Below are 19,881 nucleotides of genomic sequence, written 5' to 3' on the forward strand. Positions count from 1 at the left end.
GTGGCTCGGTTGGCGGACGCTCTGGGGGGCGATGACGTGACTCTCAACAGCGAGGTGTGGCAAGGCCACTTCGCAGAGGGCTTGGTCTGGGCACTCGCCTGTGCCGCTGGCTTGAACCCCGGCAAGCGAGTCCTCGATGTTGATGGCGTCGACATCCAGATCTGCTTTCCCGGAAAGGCAGGCACGAAGAGATATCCGCTCATCGAGGCGCAGATTAAGTCCTGCAGCAATCCCACATATGTCAACGACAGCTTTTCGTATCCGATCCCGGTCAAGAATTATAACGACCTAATCGGAGTCGTCGGCGAGGATCTGCCGAGTCGACGCTACCTGTTTTTGGCACACACCCCGGTCGAGAAGCACGAATATGTGGAATCGTCGGCCGATTCCAGCCGGTTTCGGCATGCGATTTACTGGGTCGACCTGATGGACAAAGATCCAATCGACCCTGAAAAGCAGGCTCACAAGTCGGTCCACGTTCCCAAGAGCAACCTTCTAACAGTGGAAACCCTCACCCGGCTCGTCACCGGGACTCTAGCGATTGGTGGTGAATGAAATGATTACAGGGTTCGGGGATTTTCATACGTCCCAGGCATCCGACCCTCAGCGCATCTCCTTGTATCTCACCTCGCGCGGCTGGAGCCCGTCATCCGAGCCGGGCGGGACGCTTTGGGTTTCACACAATGAAGACTTTCAAGTGTTCGTCCCAAAGAGTCCTCGCATGCGCGGATATCGGACATACATTCACAACATGCTAGAGACGCTAGCGGCAGTCGAAGAACGAAGCCTCAACCAGATCGTCGTTGAGATCGCGCGGTCAGATGCCGATGTTCAGTATGTTCGAACGCGCCCCAACGGGGACTCTGGAACAACCCCGATTGAAGATGGCGTCAAGGCATTCGAAAGCCTCCACCAGTGGGTCCTAGTTAACGCCGTGTCGGCAAGCAGCGATAGGCATCGGCTGGTGCAGCCATCGCGTAAACCTGCCCAGGCGTTGGACTTCATGCGTTCAGTGCGGCTTGGGCCGACCCTTGAAGGCAGCTACATCCTGACGGTTTACATCCCAATTCCACCGCTCATTGGCCAAATGACTCTCGAAACTTCCGGCTTTCCGGAGATAGAGCAGCCATTCGAGCGGCGCGTTTCCCTGTCTCTTCGCGAATCCACCGTTCAAGCGGTCGCCGCCGCCGACGAGGTGATTAGGCTGGGGCGCGGGATGGAATCCTTCACGGAACGCGTCGGGCATGGAGTAAACGCCAACCTCTGCGAGGCGCTCTCCGGGCTTTCGGCCGGCAACTCCGAACCAGTCGATATTGAGTTCTCCTGGGCACTTTCCCGCCCAATGGAGCCAACACGGCCCATCGTGGTCACATCCAACCATGTAGCCGTGTTGCGTGAAGCCGCCCAGGAATTGCGAGCGCAAACTCCAGAAGAAGATGTCAGAGTAGTTGGGGCAGTCGTTCGGCTTCATCGAGAAGGTTCAATGGGACCGGGTGAAGTGAGCATTGCAGGAATCGTCGAAGGTGACTTGAACGACAAGCTCCGTAGGGTCTGGTTCGACCTACCCGAGGACAGCTATGGGATCGCCACACAGGCACACGAACGTGGAACAACGGTGTCAGTGACTGGAACACTTGTTAGGCGCGGGAACAGATATGTCTTGCAGCACCCCAGCGACTTTTACGTGATCCCAGACTGAGGTTGATGGGAGGCCACAGGGCGGTGGAGCGGTTTTGGCCGGTGTCCTGTCTGGTCTGGGGTCGAGCATGATCGGGGGGCCGTAAGCTGTTGCGACTCGGTCAGGGCTTTTGGGCCTGACCGCAATTTGGCCGAGTGGCCCCCCGGTCTTGCTCGACGAGGGTCCCGGCCCTGGCAGGTGGGTAAAACCGTGGAGCCGCCCGTCACCAGCCACGGCCGGTAGTGGCCTGTACCCATCCCCTCCCGTCCGACGCCTGGCGCGGCCGGCCGCCGCCCGCCCCGGGCGAAGACAGGGGGCGAGGCGAGCGGCAAGGCCAGCGCCTCGGCGCGCAACGCGCGCCCTTGAACCCGTAGAGAAGAGTTTTACGCACCCCTCCTCACCCATCACCCCACCCTCCTTACCTCCTCCGCCCCCTGATCCTTGGCCCGCCGGCCGCCTATGATCGGCAAGCTCTAAACTGACGGTTCTTCACCATCTTGCGCGGGGGCCATGGATACGATCACCCAGCTTGTGACCATCGCGGCCGTGGTTCTCGGTGGGCTCACGACGTACCTGACGAACAGCCTCATGGAGCGAAGCAGGCGCAAGGACGGGCTGCGGCTCCGCTGGGACGAGAAGAAGCTGGACGCCTACGCCGACTACGTCGGGCTGGTCCGGACCACGATCCATGTCGCGGTGATCCTCTACGAGGTCCGGGAAGAGATCCGGCGGATGCCTCGCACAGAGCATGAGCTGTCGATGGAGCTCACCGAAGCAGGTGGGGAACAGGCCAAGGCCTTCGAGCGGGTCATGCTGCTCGCCGGCGACGACGTGATCGAGGCGGCTCACTCGATCCAGGAGACCCTGGCCGCGATCGGCTGGCAGGCACGGGGAATGGTCGAGGGCACCCTGGCCGACTGGCGGGCCCTGCACACCGAGGCGTTCAAGGCGATCAACCGGTTCCATGAAGCCGCTCGTGCCGACCTCGGTGTACGGGGCCGCTTCGAGGGTGATCAGCACACCGCCCGCGGGCTTCTCCTGCCCGGCGCTCGGACCGCCGACGGGTCGCCCGACCGCATCTGAGTCAGGGCAGCAAAACGGCCCCAGCAACTCGCCGGGGCCGGTCCTGCCGCATCGTGCTCAGCCAGCGTCGATCCGCCAGCTCTCCAGCGCCAGCAGGGCCTCCGCCCGCGCCTGGACGACTCCCATGCGGGCCGCTCGCTCGATCTCCTGGCTGTGCGCCGCCTGGTGGGTGCTCTGCCCGGGCCACTTCCGGTACAGGAGCCCGGTGTCCGCGACGAACCACCCGCGGCTGACCGCGTTGAGCGCGAGCAGCAGCCCGGTGTCTTCGGACGCCGGGAGCGCCATCCAGCCGCCGAGCGCCAGCAGCAGATCCCGCCGGACGCACAGCGTCGCCGGGTGTACCTGGGCGCGGAAGTCGTGGGCCTTCCAGTGCTCCAGGACCTCGCCGCGCTCGATCGGCCCGGCCGCCGGATCCTGGTCGAAGCCGACCGTGCTGCCGTCTGGCAACAGGTCGAGCACGCGGGACGTCGTCCACGCCACGTCCGGCCGGCGGGTGAGGACGGCAAGGTCCCGGGCCAGCGTCCCGGGCGGCAGCATGTCGTCGGCGTCGAGTACCTTCACGAACTGCCCGGCGGCCCGCGAGAGCCCCATGGTGCGCGCCATGCCCGCCCGCCCGTGCCGGCCCTGGCCGAAGCTGATCCGAGCGTCGTCGGGCACGTGCGGCGCCACGTCGTCCGTCTCGCCGTCCTCCTGGATCACCCACTGCCAGTCCCAGCCGTCCGGCAGGTCCTGCTCCAGCAGTGACTTGTAGGCGTCCGCGAGGTACTCGGCGCTCGGGCCGTGGACGGCCGTGATGACGGTAACGAGGCCGGTCATGCTCACCACCTGTTCAGCTTGGTCGTGTAGACCATCTTGGTGCGGTCGCCGGGCAGTATTACGTCGGCCACCTCGACCACCCGGTCCGTCGTGTCGATGCAAGTCTTCCGGAGGACGACCACCGAGACACCGCCCGGAAGGCCGAGTTCCTCCGTCTCCTCCGGCGTCGGGGGCCGGGCCCGGAACGTCTCCACGATGCGGTCCAGCTCGATTCCGACCGTGAACAGCTGGTTCTGCGTCCCACCCGGCCAGGGCTCCAGCTCCTCGCGGAGCAGGTCCGGGTTCCCCTCGACCATATCGAGCACCAGGTAGGACCGCGCGACGTTGAACGGTGCACGCTCCCCGTTGCCCCGGGTGCGATAGGTGCGCTCCAGCAACATGGTTCCTTCGGGGAGTCCGAAGGCCTCGGCGAGATCGGCGTCCGCCGGCTTCTGCTCGTACTTGGCTGCGAAGGCGAGGTCGTTCACCTTGAGCCCGGTGTCGTGTTCGGTGGCACCGGTCCTTCGGCGCTCGGTCTCGGGCTCGCGTGCGCGGTCCTTCTCCCACTGGTGGCGCAGGTTATCACGCGTGGCGGGTACCGGCTGCCGGCGGACGAACGTGCCGCGGCCGTGGTGCTTCTCCACCAGTCCCTGAGCTTGGAGGACGCCGACCGCCTGCCGCACGGTGGGGACGCTCACCTCGTAGATGTCGGCCAGCTCCGTCTCCGCGGGGAGCCGTTCACCCGGGGGCAGGCCTCCGTCGTCGATCTGGGCCTTGAGCTTGGCCGCGATCTGCTCGTACCGCTTCGCCATGGTGCTGGTCACCGTCCTGTCGAGGTCTCCCGCTCATCCTAAGTCCTAAAGAGGTGTTGACGACTAGCTGATGAGCCGTCATAGTCATGGAGACAGCTACTCCTAATGAGGACTTGAAGACAAGATCTCAGGAGATGTTGATGAAGCCCGGTATCTGCCGTGGTGAGGCTGCCCCGAGGACTGACGACTCCCCTCGGTGCCAGATGAAGGAGCCCAGCTCATGCGCTTCATCCCCGTCGACACGACCGCCGCGCTGGTGATGGTCGCCCAGGCGCCCCGCCCCAAGCTCAAGGACCGCCGCACCGGCGAGATGGCCATGGACGCCGAGACCGGCGCCCCGCTGGTCACCCTGGACGTCACCTTCGTGGCCAACGGTGAGGCCGACATCCTGTCCCTGACCATCCCGCAGCCGGGCATCCCGGACGGGCTGGCGCCCGGCATGCTGGTCAGCCTCACTCGGCTCATCGCCCGGCCGTGGGAGAACGAGTTCAACGGTCAGAAGCGCTCGGGTATCGCGTTCCGGGCCGACGCCGTGACCGTCACCTCCGCTCCGGCCTTCGCCGGCGCGAGCGCCTGATCGCCATGGACGCCCTGACGACGACGCTCCTGGAGCTGGGTGCCCCCGCTGCGGCCCTCGGCTCCGGCGCCCTCTACGCGAGGGCCAAGATGCCTCGCACCTATTGGGCGACCGTCGGCCTGCCGCTGACGGTCCACCGCATCCGGCGCGACTACGAGAACGTCATGGAGGCGTGCGGCCTCACCGTCGAGCCCTCGTTCTGGCGGGCGATGGCCTCTTCGGCCACCAATCGGCCGGCGCGGCCCGCGATGCCCAAGGTCCGCAGCATCACCGCCAGTTCGACCGGCCTGCGGATACGTCTTCGGCTCGCCCGCGGTCAGGAGACGGCGGACATGCTGAACGCCACCGAGCGTCTGCGCCACGCCTGGGGCGTCCACGCGGTGTACGCCTCCGAGGTCAAGCCCGGCGTGGTGGACCTGCGGGTCGTCGGCTTCGACGTGCTGCGCAACCTTCGCATGCCGCGCCGGGCCGTCGCCAAGCCCGCCGGCCTGCTGCGGGTCCCGGTTGCGCTCCGGGCCGACGGCACGATCCACTACCGGGACTTCCGGCAGGTGCCCAACGGGCTGAACCTCGGTGCCAACCAGTCGGGCAAGTCGATGTTCACCCGGAACCTGATCCACGGCCTCGCAGCTCAGCCGGTCGCCCTGGTGGGCATCGACTGCAAGCGCGGTGTGGAACAGCGTCCCTTCGCCCCGCGGCTGTCCGCCTTGGCCACCGACCCCGGCGAAGCGCTCGGACTCCTGCTGGCCCTGCTGGTCGAGATGGACGACCGGTACGACCTGGTCCGCGCCCATCAAGGCGTCCCCGGATCGGTGGCCGCCGAGGACGTGACCGCCGACATCTGGGGTCTGCCCGACAAGGTCCGGCCGGTGCCGATCGTCGTCCTGGTGGACGAGATCGCCGAACTCTTCCTGGTCGCGAGCAAGGCCGACGAAGACCGCCGGAACCAGATCGTCACGGCGCTCATCCGGCTCGCCCAACTCGCCCGCGCCGCCGGCATTTACCTGGAGATCTCGGGCCAGCGCTTCGGCTCCGACCTGGGCAAGGGCGCCACGCTCCTCCGCTCCCAGCTGACCGGTCGCACCGTCCACCGGGTCAACGACGTGGAAACCGCCCGCATGGGCCTCGGCGACATCTCCGAGACCGCCATGCTCGCCGCCACCCGAATCAGCCCCGACATGCCGGGCGTGGCCGTGTCCGGCGACACCTCGGGCCGCTGGTCCGAGATCCGCACGCCGTACCGCTCGCTCTCCGAAGTCGCCGACCGCTGCGCCAACTTCGTCAGCATGGTGCCGAACCTGCCGCGCCTGGCGGCCTTCCGTCCGCAGGTCGCGCCGCCCGCCGCTCCGGTGCATATCCCGCCGATGCCCTCGGCCCCGCCGGTCTTCGCGCCGGTCCCGGCCGCCGAGTAGCCCGCACCCCACGGCCGGCGTGACCGCCTCGCGCCAAGTCCCTACCCCGCCATGCCCCGAACCGAAGGAAAACGCCCATGTCCCGCAAGCCCTCCATCTCCGAGATCAGCGCCTTCATCGGCCGGCTCAGGGCCAACGCCGAGAGCGGCGCCAACCCCGGTCCGCTGCTCGCCGAGAAGGCCGACCTGTTGGAACGCATCGCCAAGGCCAACCCCGGCGACCGCGACGCCGCCGAGGTCGCCCGCGACGCTCGTGCCGCCGCCGACCGCGCCCAGCGCAACGCCCGGTGACTCCGGTGGCCGCCCGCAAGCGCCCGACGGCGCCCAAGCCCGCGCCGTGCCAGCCCTGCGAGGGCACTGGCCAGACCACCGAAACGGTCTACGTCGGCCGTGGTGCGCGCCGTCGCCGAATCGCCGAGCAGGAGGCCACCTGCCTCGACTGCCTTGGCACCGGCGTCGCGCTGACCGCACCCGCCGAGTAGCACCCGCCCGCCGGATCGGGCGGCCGGCCAACCGCTCCGCCCGATCCGCCCCACCACTCTGGAGGTGAACCGACATGCGCCGACTCCCCAAGCTGGACGCAGTCCTGGCGCAAGCGGTGATCGCCGCCGCACTCTCCTTCGCCCACCTGCATGACCTCGCCGAGGCAGCCGGCCAAAGCGGCTGGAAGTCCTGGGCCTACCCGGTGTCCGTCGACCTGCTGCTCGTCGCTGCCTGGCGCCGACTGCGCTCCGGGGCCTCCGTCCGACTCGCCTGGTGCTGGTTCGTCATCGCCCTGACCGCCTCGCTCGGCGCGAACATCGGTACCGCGGGGCTGCTCGACCTCGCCGACGCCCCGGCCTGGCTCCGCGTGCTCGTCGCAGGCTGGCCCGCCGCCGCGTTCCTCGGTGGCACCCTGCTGGCCCATTCGACCGCCGCGCCGACGCCGGACGCTGTATCAGCCGAACCGGAGCAGAACGACACCGAGGCTGACGACCTGCCGCCGCTCTACTCCGTGGACGTCGAGCCGGTGACCGAGCCGACCCCGGTTCTCCCGCCGCCGCCCGTCCCGGAGATCGCCCCGGCCACTGCGCCAGACCCGACGTCGGCACCGGCTCCTGTTGCGGCCCCGGCCGTCCCGTCCTTCCTCCTCGACCACGCACGCAAGGTCGCCGACGACCACCGCACCCGCACCGGCAACCCGATCGACGCCGCCACGCTCCGCACCCGGCTCGGCATCAAAGACCCGCTCGCCTCGGCCCTCGTCGCCGAACTCGCCTAAAGGAACGGCCTGATGAACATCTCGCTGCCCCTCCTGCCCGTGCTCGCGCTCATCGCCTGGTTCATCGTGCGGAACCTCCGCCTGCGCTGGTGGGCCGTCGCCGCGCTCGTCCTCCTCGGCTTCTATCTCGCCGGCTCCTCGGTCGCTCCGCTGATCGACAACACCACCCGTGACGGCGTGAACGTCATCAACAAGTCCGGCACCAAGTAGCCACCCTGACAGGAAAGTTGAGCATGAACACCAAGCTCCTGAGCCTGCCGCCCTTGGTGACGGCTGACGGCTCCGGACTGGCCGCCGAGATCGAGGCGTACCTGGCCACGCTGCCCACCCCGGTCCGCGTCCCCATCCCGTACATCTCGCCCCTCGGCTCCACCGTCCAGCCCTGGAACGCCAGCTACCCGCTCCCGCACGCCACCCTGCTCGACCGGCTCACCCGGCGCCCGGCCCGTCCGGTCCCGGTGACCGCCGCCGACCATCTGCGGCTCGCCTCGCGCTACATCGGCGCCTTCGGCTGGCTCCAGGGCGCCATGTGGGACTCCGCCGGACGGGTCTGCCTCCTCGGCGCCCAGACAGCCGTCCTCGTCCACGGCTACGGCACCCCGGCCACCGTCCAGACCGCCCGGGTCCAACTCATGGAGATCCTGCACGCCACCGGTCGCCCTGTGCACTCCCCGGACGAGTTCAACGACCGGCCCGCCACCCGGCAGGCCGACATTCACCACCTGCTCGACCGCGCCGCCGCCCGCGCTCTGTCTCTCGGCCTCTGACCTCCCCGGGGACGGCCAACACGCCGCCAGCATCCCGCCGCCCCGGAGATCGCAACCCTCCACAACCCGTCACGAAGGACCGCTCATGGATCTGCCCACGATCTTTGCCGCCGGTGCACCGCTGATCGGATGGACCACTCACAGCGCCTGGCTGAACCGTCGCCTGGCCACCGCCCGCCGCGACCCGCTCACCGGGCTCCACACCCGCGACGGCTTCACCGCCCGCGCCCACCGGCTGATCGCGCACCACCCGGACCGCGCCTCGGTGCTGCTCATCGACCTGGACGACTTCAAGGCGACCAACGATACCCACGGCCACGCCGCCGGCGACGCGGTACTCGCCGCCACCGCCGAGCGCCTGTCCGCCTGGTGCGGCCGCTCCGGCATCGCCGCCCGCCTCGGCGGGGACGAGTTCGCCGCCATCGTCCTGGATGGCCCCGGCCGCCTGCCTGGCTTGCTCGCGGCCCTCCACCGACCGGTTGCCTATGCGGGCTTCCTGCTCCCGGCCTCCGCCTCGGTGGGCATCTGCCCCGTCGCCGAGCTGCCGGTTGTCTCGCTTACGGACGCGCTCGCCTCCGCCGACCGGGACATGTACGCGCACAAGCGCGACGGCCGCACCTCCCGCCGCCGCTGACTCGAAGACCGGCCCCGGGGCGGCAACACGCCGCCAAGCATCCCGCCGCCCCGAGGCCGCAACCCCTTCCCGAACCGAAGCCCACGAAGGAGAGCACCATCATGCCGCAGCACAGCCACGCCCCGAGTCGGATCTGCCCGAACTGCTCGGGTCACGCGACGGCGCACATCGCCACCGGCGTCCGCCTCCGCGACGGCTCCCACGCCACCGTCCCGGTCACATGCCAGGTCTGCCACGGCGCCGGCACCGTCGCCCGCCCGCTGGTCACCACCGCGAAGGCGGTCTGACCGATGGCCCTCCTCGACTGGCGCGACTCCAAGCACTGGGCCCCGAAGCTCGCTCCCTGCGGCGTCTGCGACAAGCCCACCAACCTCCGCTCCGACCGCGGCAAGCCCGTCCACAAGGTCTGCGCCGAGGAGTGGACCGACCGCCACCAGAAGCCCACCACCCAGCCGTAACACCCCTTCGAGAAAGGACGCCCTGACATGAAGTGGCTCAAGCGCAACCAGAGCGAGACCCCGGAACAGCGTTACGTTCGCGACGCGACCGAGCTTCGCGCAACGCAGTCCTTCAAGGCATGGAAGGACGCCTCCAACGACACGCGGGAGGCGTGGAGGGACGCGGCCGCGGCTGCCAACCACGGCAACTCCGGGGAGATCGCCGACGCCACGCTCCGATACCGCGAAACCGCCGCCAGGGAGGACCACCTCGCGGCCGAGTACGAGCGGTGGGGCTACAGCGAGAACCGCCGCAACTCCGGGTGATCAACCTTCAGACGCGCACCGCGCTCGATCACGAGGCACGTCCACGCCTTCCGTGAGCGTGGTGTCAGCCCTGTACACGACCGGCCCCGGAGCCCACGCGTGGCTCCGGGGCCTTTCCCAAACTGGAGGTGAACCACCTTGAAGCGCCACATCATCGACCTGTTCGCCGGCCCCGGCGGCTGGTCCGAGGGACTGCACCGCCTTGGCCACACGGACATCGGCCTGGAGATCGACGCCGCCGCCTGCGCCACCCGCGCCGCCGCCGGCCACCGCACCATCCGCACCGACGTCGCCACCTACCCGACCACCCCGCTCGTTGGAAAGGTCTCCGGCCTGATCGGCTCCGCGCCGTGCCAGACATTCAGCTCGGCCGGACTCGGCGCCGGGGGTGACGACATCGCGCTCTGCCATCAGGCTCTTGACGACCTCGCCGCCGGCCGAGACACCCGCGCCGTCCTTCGGACCGCCTGCGTCGATACGCGCTCGCTTCTGGCCGTCGAGCCGCTGAGGTACGCGCTCGACATCCGTCCGGACTGGGTCGCCTTGGAGGAAGTCCCCTCTGTGGAACCCCTCTTCGGCCACATGGCCCGCATATTTCGCGGCACCGGTTACTCGACCTGGGTCGGCATCCTCAACGCCGCCGACCACGGCATACCGCAGACCCGCCGCCGAGCCTTCCTCCTGGCCTCCACGACGCGCCAAGTCGCCCCGCCCGAAGCCACCCACGCCAAGGTGCCCGAACCCGAAAGCCTCTTCGGCCCCGGCCGCGCCGCCTGGACCACCATGGCCGATGTACTCAACTTGGCCGACGGCAACGTCATCACCCGCGGCGAACACACCGCCGGCGGCAACCGCTTCACCACCGGCGGCCCTGCCTGGGCTCTGACCGGCCGCGCTCGGTCGTGGAAGCTCTCCACCAAATCCGACCCGGAGCGCGAACTGAGCACCATCGAAGCCGGTGTCCTGCAGGACTTCCCCGCCGACTACCCGTGGACAGGCTCGCGAACCAAACGGTTCGAGCAGATCGGCAACGCCATCCCGCCCGGCCTCGCTGCTGTGGTCGTTCGCTCGGTCCTGGAGCCCGCCGCCTACTTGCGGCTGGCGGTGGCTGCCTGATGGCCGCCATCACCGCTCCGCCCGTGGTCGATCTCCTCGGCCTCGCCCAGCTCGGCACCATGCCCGCCCTCATGCGGCAGCTCTCCGGACTCGCCGGCTGCACCTCGCCCGTTCGCCTCGACGGCTGGCGCACCGAGATCAACGAAGCCACCGGGCAGGTTCTCCATCACCTGGAGTCCGCCGACTTGCCCGCCGGGAACCTGCTCCTGCGCTGTGGCAACCGCCGGGTCACCCGCTGCCCGTCGTGCGCCGAAACGTATCGCCGCGACACCTACCACCTGATCACCGCCGGGCTCGTCGGCGGCAAGGGCACCCCGGAGACCGTCGCCTCGCACCCCAGGGTGTTCGCCACCTTCACCGCGCCCAGCTTCGGCGCCGTCCACAACCGGCCCGGCTCCGGCAGCTGCCGCTGCGGCACCGCCCACCCGGCCGATGACCCGCTGCTCGGCTCACCGCTCGCCCCCGAGACGTACGACTACGCGGGCCATGTCCTGTGGAACGCCCACGCGGGCAAGATCTGGGCCCGGTTCACGATCCACCTGCGTCGAGAGATCGCCAAGCTCGCCGGCCTGCCCCAGCGGGCCTTCAAGGACGTCGCCCGGGTCTCGTTCGGCAAGGTCGCCGAGTACCAGAAGCGCGGCGCGATCCACTTCCACGCTGTGATCCGCCTCGACGGCCCCGAAGGCAGCGACACGCCCCCGCCGTCCTGGGCAACCGCCGACCTGCTGACGGACGCCATCCGCGCCGCCGCCCGCCGGACCGACATCCCCGGTCCGCTGATCGACGGACGGCAGCACCGCTTCGCCTTCGGCCGTCAGCTCGACATCCGTACGATCCGCAACGCGGACTTCACCGGCCCCGTCCAGATCACCGAACGGGCCGTAGCCGCCTACATCGCCAAGTACGCGACCAAGGGCGCTGAGACCGCCACCGGCACGCTCGACCGGCCCGTACGGTTGCTCGCCGAGATCGCCCAGCACGAGATCCCCGAGCACGCCCGCCGCCTCATCCGAACCTGCTGGAACCTCGGCGCCCGACCCGAACTGGCGGAACTCCGCCTCCGCGCCTGGGCTCACATGCTCGGCTTCCGGGGCCACTTCTCGACCAAGACCCGCAGGTACTCGACCACCCTCGGCGCCCTCCGCGACGCCCGCACCGCCTGGCGCCGCGCCCAGACTCTCGAACACCTCCACGGCTCCGACGCCCCGGCCACCGACGACACCACGCTCGTCGTCGCCCACTGGGTCTTCGCAGGCCTCGGCCTCACCCGCGGCGAAGCCTGGCTCACCCAAGCACTGCAACCCGCACCCGGCACGGAAGGAGAACCGACCCATGACTGACCGCCTGTTGACCGCCGCGCAGGTCGCCGAACTGCTCGGCACCTGGGAGACCAGTGGGGAGCGGTTCCCCCGCCGGCTGATCGCCGAGCGGCGCATCGCATTCGTGAAGGTCGGCCACCACGTGCGCATCCCGGCCTCGGCCGTCGACGCGTTCATCGCCGAGCGGACCGTACAGCCGGTGACCGCTCGTCGTCGGCCGCTCCGAAAGGTGGCCTGATGGCCAACTCCAGGGGAAATCGCCGTCGCTTCGGCTCGGTCCGCAAGCTCCCGTCCGGCCGCTTTCAGATCCGCTACCCCGACCCGGTCACCGGCCTGATGCGCCCTGGTGAGGAGACCTACCCCACCAAGACGGACGCCGAGGTCGCGCTGACGCTCATCGAGGCCGACATCAAGCGCGACCAGTGGACCGACCCGGACGCCGGGAAGGTGAAGTTCGGTGACTTCGCCGACGAGTGGCTGAAGGACCGGAAGTTGGAGGACACCACCAGGGAGCGGTACGAGGGCGTCCTTCGGCTACACATCAAGCCGACGTTCGGCGCGCGATTCCTGTCCGAGATCACGGCCGCCCGGGTCCGAACGTGGCGAACTCGACTCCTGGAAGCCGGAGTTGGCGAGCCCACCGTGGTCAAGGCGTATCAGCTCCTCCGCAGCATCATGACCACCGCCGTCGACGATGAGCTGATCAAGCGCAACCCGTGCCGGATCACGGGCGCCGATACCTACGACGTCCCGGAGCGCCCGGTCCTGACCGTTCCCGAGGTGTACGCCGTGGCGGCAGCCATCCAGCCGCAGTGGCGGGCGCTCGTCCTGCTCACCGCGTTCACCACGCTCCGGTTCGGCGAGTTGGCCGCGCTCCGTCGGCGGGACGTCGACCTGGACGCCCGAATCCTCTGGGTCCGCCGGAATCAGGCCGAGCTGAACAGCGGCAAGCTGATCACCAAGGCGCCGAAGAGCCGCGCCGGCTTCCGCCCGGTCGCCTTCCCGGACCTGATCGTCCCGGACCTGAAGCAGCACCTTGAGCGTCACCCGGCCAAGGGACAGGACGGGCTGTTCTTCCTCGGCCTCCGGGGCGGCAGGCTCCGCCGGAGCAACTTCCGGGACGACTGGACGGCGGCCAAGGCGAAGGCCGGAGTCTCCCCGGAACTCCACTTCCACGATGTCCGACACACGGGCAACAACATCGCCGCGCAGAACGGGGCCAGCACCCGGGAACTCATGACCAGGATGGGCCACAGCACCACCCGGGCCGCGCTGATCTACCAGCACATGACCAGCGACCGGGACCGGGCCATCGCCGACAAGATGGGCGAGGCCGCCCGCAAGGCTCTCGGCGACGACGAAGATCCACCGGCGGCTTCCGGCACGCCCGTGGCACAGCCGGAGTAGCTCTCCACCAACGACGAAGGGCCAGCACCACCGGATCACCCCGGTGAGCTGGCCCTTCGGGCGTCTCCGCCACGGAGCCCCCTGTCGGGTTCGAACCGACGACCCCCGCTTTACAAGAGCGGTGCTCTGGCCAGCTGAGCTAAGGAGGCATGGTGACCGTCCGCGACGAGGTCACGGCGGCACCGGGGGCAGTCTACCGGGCGGCCGTGGGGCGGTGGTGGCATATCCGGGGGATCGCGGGTGGGGCGGGCGTGATGGAACCGATGCCGAATTCCAGGGGTCCGGGGGCTGACAAGCGGCGTAGGCGCAGGTAGCGTCGCCCGGAGTTGACCCGCGCCGTGGTTCGGACCAGGAGCGGGCCCGCGCACGACATCCACCTTTACTCGGATCGTCCGGCACGTTCCTGCCGGTGAAGGAGAGCACAGCCATGGCTTCTGTGACGTACGACAAGGCGACCCGTGTCTACCCCGGGTCCGACAAGCCCTCCGTGGACGCGCTGGACCTGGAGATCGCGGACGGTGAGTTCCTCGTCCTGGTCGGCCCCTCCGGCTGTGGCAAGTCCACCAGCCTCCGGATGCTGGCAGGCCTGGAGGACGTGAACGCCGGCGCGATCCGCATCGGCGACCGCGACGTCACGCACCTGCCGCCGAAGGACCGGGACATCGCCATGGTGTTCCAGAACTACGCGCTCTACCCGCACATGACCGTCGCGGAGAACATGGGCTTCGCGCTCAAGATCGCGGGCGTCAACAAGACCGAGATCCGCACCAAGGTCGAAGAGGCCGCGAAGATCCTCGACCTCACCGAGTACCTGGACCGCAAGCCGAAGGCGCTCTCCGGCGGTCAGCGCCAGCGTGTCGCGATGGGCCGCGCGATCGTCCGCGAGCCGCAGGTCTTCCTGATGGACGAGCCGCTGTCGAACCTCGACGCCAAGCTCCGCGTCTCCACCCGCACCCAGATCGCGGGCCTGCAGCGCCGCCTGGGCATCACCACCGTGTACGTCACCCACGACCAGACCGAGGCGCTCACCATGGGCGACCGCGTCGCGGTGCTCAAGGGCGGCGTGCTGCAGCAGGTCGACACCCCGCGCAACATGTACGACCGGCCCGCCAACCTCTTCGTGGCCGGCTTCATCGGCTCGCCCGCGATGAACCTGATCGACGTGCCGCTGGTGGACGGCGGGGTGAAGTTCGGCGGCTCGATCGTCAACATCTCCCGCGAGGACCTCTCCGGCGCCGGCACCGACAAGTCGGTGACCGTCGGCGTCCGCCCGGAGCACTTCGAGATCGTCCCGGCCGGCGGCATCGAGGGCGTCGCCGTGACCGTCAACGTGGTCGAGGAGCTCGGCTCGGACGGCTTCGTCTACGGCACCACCAAGCTCGGCGGCGAGGACAAGGACCTGGTCGTGCGCGTGCACGGCCGCCAGATCCCGCAGCGCGGCGAGACCATCCACGTCGTGCCGATCGCCAACGAGACCCACGTGTTCTCCACCAGCAGCGGTGCCCGCCTGAGCAACTGACGCTCGCGGCGGCGAACGACCCGGGCGGAGCCCCGCCGGACCGCGTGGTCCGGCGGGGCTCCGCCGTCGTTCGGCCGTCCGCACCGCCCGCGTCAACACGGTGAAGGGACGAACCCGGACACCACGTCACTCGATGGTGTAACGGAGGGCGATCCGGGCCCCACCCAGCGCTACTCTCCTGAGCGTGAAGCAGCTAGTTCGCCGAATCGGCCAGACCATCGCCCTGACCCTGCCCGTGGTCCTGGTGACCACCGGCACCCTCGCCGTGACCAGGGTGCCGTGGGCTCCGCCGACCGGGCTGGACCAGCAGGTCGTGGCAGCCTCCAGCGAGGACGGCGCCGGCATCGGCCGGGTGCCCGCGGCCAAGGCCCCGGAGGGCCTGGCTCCGCAGGACGCCCTGCGCGTGGCCCTGCTGGAGGAGTTGCGCGCGCACAACCCGGGCAGCGCGCTGGACCTGCTGGAGCGCTCGATGCGCGAGCAGCCGGCCCTGACGCCGTACTGCACCTCGCTCGCCGGTGAGCTCGGCAAGGCGGCCGTGCGCAAGTACCAGGGGGACGTCCAGCGCGCCCGGTCCTTCGCCCGGCCGGTCTGTGACGGCTCGTTCGCCTCCGGGGTCGCCGCCTAGGGGTGCCACGCCCCGGCGGCCGCCCTATTGTGCAGGCATGACCGCTGACTCCGGCTCCGCCGCCGACCTCACGTCCGCCCAGGCACCGCAGGCTCCGCGGACGGCTCAGGCACCACAGCCGTCGGCGGCCCCACCCGGCACGACGGCCGTCACCCAGGCCGTCATCCTGGCCGGCGGCCAGGGCTCCCGGCTGCGGCCCTACACGGACGACCGGCCGAAGCCGCTGGTCGAGATCCCCGGCACGGGGACGCCGATCCTCGGACACCAGCTCTCCTGGCTCGCCTCCGAGGGCGTCACCGACGTGGTCATCTCGTGCGGTCACCTGGCCGGCGTGCTGGAGGAGTGGCTCGACCGGACCGACCTGCCGCTGAAGGTCCGCACCGTCGTCGAGGCCGAACCGCTGGGCCGCGGCGGCGGTCTGAAGTATGCCGCCAAGGCGCTGCCCCGGCCGGACGAGCCCTGGTACGCCACCAACGGCGACATCTGGACCCGCTTCAGCCTGCGCGACATGGCCGCCTTCCACCACGAGCGGGACGCCGTAGCGACGCTCGCCCTGGCCCGTCCGCGCATCCCGTGGGGCGCGGTGGAGACGGACCAGTTCGGCAACGTGCTGGACTTCATCGAGGCGCCGCCCTCGCCCTTCCTGATCAACGCCGGCCTGTACGTCTTCAGCCCGGAGTTCGCCGAGCTGCTGCCGGACGTCGGGGACCACGAGCGGACCACGTTCCCCCAACTCGCGCGCGGCAAGCGCCTGGCGGGGTACCAGCTACCGCAGGGCGTCTACTGGCGCGCCATCGACACCGCGAAGGACCTCACCGAGGCGGCCAAGGAACTCGCCGCCGGAGCCGGCCACACGCCCCGGTAACCCACCCCGGCGGCGGCCCCACGGCCCTCGGGCCCCCGGCCCCGGGACCACGAACAGGTGGCCGGGTGCTCCCCCACGGAGCACCCGGCCACCTGTCGTCCCCGAGGGCCCGACGGCCCGACGGCCCGTCAGGTCGCCGTCGGCGACCCCGGCCGGGAGTTCCGGGCCCCGCCGCCGGACAGCTCGGCCAGCGGCCCGCTGCCCAGCACGCCGCCGAGCAGCCCCGAGCCGGAGCTGCTGCTCGGGCTCGGCTTGGGCGCCGCCCCCGAACCGTTGCCCGGCGCCGGGGTGCTGCGCGACGCGGGCGCCGAGGCGGCCGGGGCCGCGGTCTGCGGCGCCGCCGGGGCCGAACTCGGACCGCTCTCCGGCTTGGTGGACCGCGCCTTGCCGCTCGGCGTGGGCGTCCCGGCCTTCGGCGAGGCCGCGCCCTGGGCCGGCGCCGAGGAGGACGGCGCGGACGAGCCGGCCGCCGGCGAGGCCGGCCGCGCGGGCGCGGGCGCGGGCGAGGTGGACGGCCCCTGCCCACCGGGGGTGGCGGAGGGCCCGCCACTCGGCCAGACCGGCGTGCCGTAGTCCGTCGCCGGCCGGGACGGCCCGGGGTGCGGACGGCCGCCGGTGCGGACCGCCGCGCCCAGCATCGACCCGAGCAGCAGGGTCAGGCCGACCACGACCGAGGTGACCACCGCACCGCGCCGCAGCACCCGCCGGCGCAGTGCCGCCGGCGCGCCCGAGCCGTGGCGCCGCCACGCCTCCAGGTTGAGCCGCCCGTCCAACGAGGCGAACGGCGCTCCGGCGATCAGCAGCGGGCTCCAGGCCGCCAGGAAGATCAGGTCGGGCGTGTCGTAGACCGGCACGGCCCGCCAGCTGACGGTGAACAGCAGGGCGGCGGAGAGCAGCATCGCCGCTCCGGCCGCGAGCCGCTGCCAGAGGCCCAGGATGGTCAGCACGCCCACCACGATCTCGGTGAACGAGACCACCAGCCCCGAGCCCACCGGGTGCGCCATCGCGAACGACAGCAGCGGTTCGGCGACCTTCCAGGGGTGCAGCGAGGAGAGCCAGCGCATCATCGAGCCGCGCTCGCCGCCGTCGAAGTACACCGGGTCGCAGAGCTTGCTGAACCCGGCGTAGACCGAGAGCGAGCCCAGCACCGCGCGCAACGGCAGCAGCACCAGGCCGAGGTCCACCCGGCGGCCGGGGTACCACGGCGGCTTGCCCTCACCGGCGGTGGCGGAGACCTCGGGCAGCTCGCCGCTGGGCGTCCAGCCCTGGGGCGCGCCGACCGGGCCGACGCCCGCCTCGGTGGCGGTACCGGCGCCCTCGCGCGGCTGGCGCGGGACCGTCCGGGCACCCGCGTACGACGGGATCACCCGGGTGTCGTCGTCGGCCGTGGAGCCGCCCTGGGCGCGCCCGCCGACCCCGGCCGGCGCGGGCACGCCGGTCAGCCGGACGGCCTCCAGCAGCCGGGTGGCCGCCTGGTCCCCGGGGGGCGCCTGGCCGCTCCAGGTGACGGCGGTGACCCGGCCCTTGCGCCGCGGCGCGCCGGCACCGCCGGCCCCGGCGAGCGCCGGTACGGCCGAGGCGGGCACGACCACCTGCGGGGTGACCAGCGGACGGCGGATCAGGCCCTGGCCGGCGTACGGGTCGCCGAACGCGGCCCCGGTGGAGAGCGCTCCGGCCGGGGCGTCGATCAGCGGCGCCACCGGGGTGCCGAGCCGCAGCCGGAAGCTGGCCTGGGTGACGCTGAGGCGCGCGGGGTCGGACGGCACCTTGACGGTATTGAGGCCGGGGCCCGCGTCTATCCCGGTGCTGCCGTTGCCCAGGAGGGGGCGCCGAGGTGTTCTGGTGTCCACACCCGTCTAACCGGGTGACACCCGGTTAGGACACTCTCCCGAGTGGATGTCCGGCGCCCACTTGAAGTGATCATGAGAAAAGCGATCGGGCCCGGTCGGGCCCGATCGCTTTCACCCGAATTGCGGGCGGACTGCGGAGAATCCGGAAGATCTCCTGCGCCGCCCGACCCCGCTGTGCTGCGGCGAAACGGCTCACCCGGGCGCGGAAACGGCCCGGCCGGACCGCCGTACCGCCCGCCGGCCCGGTCGGGCCCGCCGCGGTACGACGGCCCGGCCGGGCCGCGCGTCGGGAGGGGTCAGCCGACCTTGCTGCGCAGGCGCGCGGCCTCGTACAGCACGATGCCCGCGGCGACGCCGGCGTTCAGCGACTCGGTGGCACCCGGCATCGGGATCCGCACGCGGATGTCACAGGTCTCCGAGACCAGCCGGGACAGGCCCTTGCCCTCGCTGCCCGCGACGATCACGACCGGACCGGCCAGCGCCTCCAGGTCACCGATCTCGGCCTCGCCGTCGGCGGCCAGGCCGACCACCATCACGCCGGCCTTCTGGTAGGCCTCCAGCGTCCGGGTCAGGTTGGTGGCCCGGGCGACGGGCAGCCGCGCCGCGGCACCGGAGGAGGTCTTCCAGGCACCGGCGGTCATGCCCGCCGCCCGGCGCTCGGGGATGACCACGCCGTGCGCGCCGAAGGCGGCGGCGGAGCGGACCACGGCGCCGAGGTTGCGCGAGTCGGTGACCCCGTCGAGCGCCATGATCAGCGCGTCCTCGCCGTTGTCCGCGGCCTGCGCCAGCAGGTCCTCGGGGTGCGCGTACTCGTACGGCGGGACCTGCAGCACCAGGCCCTGGTGGTTCATGTTGCCGGTCATCTGGTCCAGCTGCGGGCGCGGGGCCTCCATCAGCGGGATGCCCCGGTCGTTCGCGGCCTGGAAGGCGTCGCGCACCCGGTCGTCGGTGTCGATGAACTGCAGGACGTAGAGCGCGGTGGCCGGCACCCCGCCCTGCAGGGCCTCGACCACCGAGTTGCGGCCGAAGACCAGCTCCGCCGCGCCGGCACCGCCACGGCCGCCCTTGCCGCCACCGCCGGCCCGGCGCATGCCGGCCCGGGCCTTGGCGTCCCGCTCGCGCTTGACCGCGGCGTTGGCCGCGCGCTGCTTCGGGTGCCCCTTGCGCTCCGCGCCGGGGGGCGTCGGGCCCTTGCCCTGGAGCGCCTTCCGGCTGTGGCCGCCGGTACCGACACTCGCGCCCTTCTTCGACCCGGGGTTGCGGCGGTTCCTGCGTGCACTGTTGCCGGCCATGGCTGTACTTCCTGTCTGTCCGGCATGCCCGGCCGCACCGTGAACCCGGTGCCGGCCGACGACATGCGCTACGTCATGCGGGAGGGCCGCACCGGTTCGGTACGGC

24 protein-coding genes and 1 tRNA gene are annotated in these 19,881 nt (G+C 70.7%); 20 read left to right on the plus strand and 5 right to left on the minus strand.

Annotation, left to right across the window (positions count from 1 at the left end; all coding sequences use genetic code 11):
• The first annotated feature begins 36 nt into the window (after positions 1 to 36).
• From ACIF6L_RS02065 to ACIF6L_RS02075, 3 genes are all read left to right on the plus strand, one after another.
• Positions 37 to 555, plus strand: a complete 519-nt coding sequence (locus tag ACIF6L_RS02065; protein WP_396485836.1) for a DUF4365 domain-containing protein — start codon at positions 37 to 39, stop codon at positions 553 to 555.
• Complete coding sequence (locus ACIF6L_RS02070) at positions 548 to 1,699, plus strand: hypothetical protein (RefSeq protein ID WP_396485838.1); 1,152 nt, start codon at positions 548 to 550, stop codon at positions 1,697 to 1,699. The genes ACIF6L_RS02065 and ACIF6L_RS02070 overlap by 8 nt, the downstream gene beginning before the upstream one ends.
• A gap of 489 nt (positions 1,700 to 2,188) precedes the next feature.
• A complete protein-coding gene (locus ACIF6L_RS02075) occupies positions 2,189 to 2,761 on the plus strand; it encodes a hypothetical protein (protein WP_396485840.1) in 573 nt (190 codons plus the stop codon).
• A gap of 57 nt (positions 2,762 to 2,818) precedes the next feature.
• Here ACIF6L_RS02075 and ACIF6L_RS02080 read toward each other — a convergent pair whose 3' ends face one another.
• Positions 2,819 to 3,577, minus strand: coding sequence for a glycosyltransferase (locus ACIF6L_RS02080; RefSeq protein ID WP_396485842.1), 759 nt, complete (start codon positions 3,575 to 3,577; stop codon positions 2,819 to 2,821).
• Between the two features lie 2 nt (positions 3,578 to 3,579).
• Complete coding sequence (locus tag ACIF6L_RS02085) at positions 3,580 to 4,368, minus strand: GntR family transcriptional regulator (RefSeq protein ID WP_396485843.1); 789 nt, start codon at positions 4,366 to 4,368, stop codon at positions 3,580 to 3,582.
• A 220-nt stretch (positions 4,369 to 4,588) separates the two neighbouring features.
• Here ACIF6L_RS02085 and ACIF6L_RS02090 point away from each other — a divergent pair, with 220 nt between their 5' ends.
• From ACIF6L_RS02090 to ACIF6L_RS02155, 14 genes are all read left to right on the plus strand, one after another.
• Positions 4,589 to 4,945, plus strand: coding sequence for a hypothetical protein (locus tag ACIF6L_RS02090; protein ID WP_396485845.1), 357 nt, complete (start codon positions 4,589 to 4,591; stop codon positions 4,943 to 4,945).
• A gap of 5 nt (positions 4,946 to 4,950) precedes the next feature.
• Positions 4,951 to 6,357: an FtsK/SpoIIIE domain-containing protein gene (locus tag ACIF6L_RS02095; protein WP_396485847.1), complete on the plus strand. Its 1,407-nt coding sequence runs from the start codon at positions 4,951 to 4,953 to the stop codon at positions 6,355 to 6,357.
• 77 nt (positions 6,358 to 6,434) lie between these two features.
• A complete protein-coding gene (locus tag ACIF6L_RS02100; RefSeq protein WP_396485849.1) occupies positions 6,435 to 6,647 on the plus strand; it encodes a hypothetical protein in 213 nt (70 codons plus the stop codon).
• 265 nt (positions 6,648 to 6,912) lie between these two features.
• Positions 6,913 to 7,617 carry a DUF2637 domain-containing protein gene (locus ACIF6L_RS02105; RefSeq protein WP_396485851.1) on the plus strand — a complete coding sequence of 235 codons (705 nt, stop codon included), beginning with the start codon at positions 6,913 to 6,915 and terminating at the stop codon, positions 7,615 to 7,617.
• A 12-nt stretch (positions 7,618 to 7,629) separates the two neighbouring features.
• A complete protein-coding gene (locus tag ACIF6L_RS02110) occupies positions 7,630 to 7,827 on the plus strand; it encodes a hypothetical protein (protein ID WP_396485853.1) in 198 nt (65 codons plus the stop codon).
• Between the two features lie 23 nt (positions 7,828 to 7,850).
• Positions 7,851 to 8,384, plus strand: a complete 534-nt coding sequence (locus tag ACIF6L_RS02115; RefSeq protein WP_396485855.1) for a hypothetical protein — start codon at positions 7,851 to 7,853, stop codon at positions 8,382 to 8,384.
• Between the two features lie 85 nt (positions 8,385 to 8,469).
• Positions 8,470 to 9,018 carry a GGDEF domain-containing protein gene (locus tag ACIF6L_RS02120; protein ID WP_396485857.1) on the plus strand — a complete coding sequence of 183 codons (549 nt, stop codon included), beginning with the start codon at positions 8,470 to 8,472 and terminating at the stop codon, positions 9,016 to 9,018.
• A 101-nt stretch (positions 9,019 to 9,119) separates the two neighbouring features.
• The gene (locus tag ACIF6L_RS02125; protein ID WP_396485859.1) at positions 9,120 to 9,305 is read left to right on the plus strand and encodes a hypothetical protein; all 186 of its coding nucleotides are present in this window, start codon (positions 9,120 to 9,122) and stop codon (positions 9,303 to 9,305) included.
• A gap of 3 nt (positions 9,306 to 9,308) precedes the next feature.
• A complete protein-coding gene (locus ACIF6L_RS02130; RefSeq protein ID WP_396485861.1) occupies positions 9,309 to 9,476 on the plus strand; it encodes a hypothetical protein in 168 nt (55 codons plus the stop codon).
• Between the two features lie 27 nt (positions 9,477 to 9,503).
• Complete coding sequence (locus ACIF6L_RS02135) at positions 9,504 to 9,782, plus strand: hypothetical protein (protein WP_396485863.1); 279 nt, start codon at positions 9,504 to 9,506, stop codon at positions 9,780 to 9,782.
• Between the two features lie 138 nt (positions 9,783 to 9,920).
• The gene (locus tag ACIF6L_RS02140; RefSeq protein WP_396485865.1) at positions 9,921 to 10,898 is read left to right on the plus strand and encodes a DNA cytosine methyltransferase; all 978 of its coding nucleotides are present in this window, start codon (positions 9,921 to 9,923) and stop codon (positions 10,896 to 10,898) included.
• Entirely contained in the window at positions 10,898 to 12,238 is a 1,341-nt protein-coding gene (locus ACIF6L_RS02145; RefSeq protein ID WP_396485867.1) for a replication initiator, read from the plus strand. Before ACIF6L_RS02140 ends, ACIF6L_RS02145 begins: the two co-directional genes overlap by 1 nt.
• Positions 12,231 to 12,455, plus strand: coding sequence for an excisionase family DNA-binding protein (locus tag ACIF6L_RS02150; RefSeq protein WP_396485868.1), 225 nt, complete (start codon positions 12,231 to 12,233; stop codon positions 12,453 to 12,455). The genes ACIF6L_RS02145 and ACIF6L_RS02150 overlap by 8 nt, the downstream gene beginning before the upstream one ends.
• Positions 12,455 to 13,624, plus strand: coding sequence for a tyrosine-type recombinase/integrase (locus ACIF6L_RS02155; RefSeq protein ID WP_396485869.1), 1,170 nt, complete (start codon positions 12,455 to 12,457; stop codon positions 13,622 to 13,624). The genes ACIF6L_RS02150 and ACIF6L_RS02155 overlap by 1 nt, the downstream gene beginning before the upstream one ends.
• 75 nt (positions 13,625 to 13,699) lie before the next feature.
• Here ACIF6L_RS02155 and ACIF6L_RS02160 read toward each other — a convergent pair.
• Positions 13,700 to 13,773 (minus strand) — tRNA-Thr (locus ACIF6L_RS02160).
• A 278-nt stretch (positions 13,774 to 14,051) separates the two neighbouring features.
• On the opposite strand from ACIF6L_RS02160, the gene ACIF6L_RS02165 reads away from it, so the two are divergent.
• The 3 genes from ACIF6L_RS02165 to ACIF6L_RS02175 all read left to right on the plus strand — a co-directional run bounded on the left by ACIF6L_RS02165 (position 14,052) and on the right by ACIF6L_RS02175 (position 16,633).
• On the plus strand, positions 14,052 to 15,143 hold the full coding sequence (locus tag ACIF6L_RS02165; RefSeq protein ID WP_329488376.1) for a sn-glycerol-3-phosphate ABC transporter ATP-binding protein UgpC: 1,092 nt from the start codon (positions 14,052 to 14,054) through the stop codon (positions 15,141 to 15,143).
• A gap of 184 nt (positions 15,144 to 15,327) precedes the next feature.
• Entirely contained in the window at positions 15,328 to 15,768 is a 441-nt protein-coding gene (locus tag ACIF6L_RS02170) for a hypothetical protein (protein ID WP_329488377.1), read from the plus strand.
• A 37-nt stretch (positions 15,769 to 15,805) separates the two neighbouring features.
• Positions 15,806 to 16,633, plus strand: a complete 828-nt coding sequence (locus tag ACIF6L_RS02175; RefSeq protein ID WP_396485870.1) for an NDP-sugar synthase — start codon at positions 15,806 to 15,808, stop codon at positions 16,631 to 16,633.
• A gap of 128 nt (positions 16,634 to 16,761) precedes the next feature.
• Here the strand turns inward: ACIF6L_RS02175 and ACIF6L_RS02180 are convergent, their stop codons facing one another.
• Together ACIF6L_RS02180 and rlmB are read right to left on the minus strand one after the other, a co-directional pair.
• The gene (locus ACIF6L_RS02180; protein WP_396485871.1) at positions 16,762 to 18,399 is read right to left on the minus strand and encodes a DoxX family membrane protein; all 1,638 of its coding nucleotides are present in this window, start codon (positions 18,397 to 18,399) and stop codon (positions 16,762 to 16,764) included.
• A 380-nt stretch (positions 18,400 to 18,779) separates the two neighbouring features.
• Positions 18,780 to 19,775 carry a 23S rRNA (guanosine(2251)-2'-O)-methyltransferase RlmB gene (gene rlmB / locus ACIF6L_RS02185; RefSeq protein ID WP_352286100.1) on the minus strand — a complete coding sequence of 332 codons (996 nt, stop codon included), beginning with the start codon at positions 19,773 to 19,775 and terminating at the stop codon, positions 18,780 to 18,782.
• Between the last annotated feature and the right edge of the window lie 106 nt (positions 19,776 to 19,881).

This window comes from Kitasatospora sp. NPDC086009 (assembly GCF_044540385.1).
In the GTDB taxonomy this organism is placed as follows: Bacteria; Actinomycetota; Actinomycetes; order Streptomycetales; family Streptomycetaceae; genus Kitasatospora.

Coding starts and splice junctions, on each gene's coding strand:
- ACIF6L_RS02125 (WP_396485859.1), top strand. CDS start 9,120: ATGCCGCAGCACAGCCACGCCCCGAGTCGGATCTGCCCGAACTGCTCG.
- ACIF6L_RS02175 (WP_396485870.1), top strand. CDS start 15,806: ATGACCGCTGACTCCGGCTCCGCCGCCGACCTCACGTCCGCCCAGGCA.
- ACIF6L_RS02115 (WP_396485855.1), top strand. CDS start 7,851: ATGAACACCAAGCTCCTGAGCCTGCCGCCCTTGGTGACGGCTGACGGC.
- ACIF6L_RS02080 (WP_396485842.1), bottom strand. CDS start 3,577: ATGACCGGCCTCGTTACCGTCATCACGGCCGTCCACGGCCCGAGCGCC.
- ACIF6L_RS02135 (WP_396485863.1), top strand. CDS start 9,504: ATGAAGTGGCTCAAGCGCAACCAGAGCGAGACCCCGGAACAGCGTTAC.
- ACIF6L_RS02110 (WP_396485853.1), top strand. CDS start 7,630: ATGAACATCTCGCTGCCCCTCCTGCCCGTGCTCGCGCTCATCGCCTGG.
- ACIF6L_RS02100 (WP_396485849.1), top strand. CDS start 6,435: ATGTCCCGCAAGCCCTCCATCTCCGAGATCAGCGCCTTCATCGGCCGG.
- ACIF6L_RS02150 (WP_396485868.1), top strand. CDS start 12,231: ATGACTGACCGCCTGTTGACCGCCGCGCAGGTCGCCGAACTGCTCGGC.
- ACIF6L_RS02165 (WP_329488376.1), top strand. CDS start 14,052: ATGGCTTCTGTGACGTACGACAAGGCGACCCGTGTCTACCCCGGGTCC.
- ACIF6L_RS02130 (WP_396485861.1), top strand. CDS start 9,309: ATGGCCCTCCTCGACTGGCGCGACTCCAAGCACTGGGCCCCGAAGCTC.
- ACIF6L_RS02075 (WP_396485840.1), top strand. CDS start 2,189: ATGGATACGATCACCCAGCTTGTGACCATCGCGGCCGTGGTTCTCGGT.
- rlmB (WP_352286100.1), bottom strand. CDS start 19,775: ATGGCCGGCAACAGTGCACGCAGGAACCGCCGCAACCCCGGGTCGAAG.
- ACIF6L_RS02120 (WP_396485857.1), top strand. CDS start 8,470: ATGGATCTGCCCACGATCTTTGCCGCCGGTGCACCGCTGATCGGATGG.
- ACIF6L_RS02085 (WP_396485843.1), bottom strand. CDS start 4,368: ATGGCGAAGCGGTACGAGCAGATCGCGGCCAAGCTCAAGGCCCAGATC.
- ACIF6L_RS02105 (WP_396485851.1), top strand. CDS start 6,913: ATGCGCCGACTCCCCAAGCTGGACGCAGTCCTGGCGCAAGCGGTGATC.
- ACIF6L_RS02155 (WP_396485869.1), top strand. CDS start 12,455: ATGGCCAACTCCAGGGGAAATCGCCGTCGCTTCGGCTCGGTCCGCAAG.
- ACIF6L_RS02145 (WP_396485867.1), top strand. CDS start 10,898: ATGGCCGCCATCACCGCTCCGCCCGTGGTCGATCTCCTCGGCCTCGCC.
- ACIF6L_RS02095 (WP_396485847.1), top strand. CDS start 4,951: ATGGACGCCCTGACGACGACGCTCCTGGAGCTGGGTGCCCCCGCTGCG.
- ACIF6L_RS02090 (WP_396485845.1), top strand. CDS start 4,589: ATGCGCTTCATCCCCGTCGACACGACCGCCGCGCTGGTGATGGTCGCC.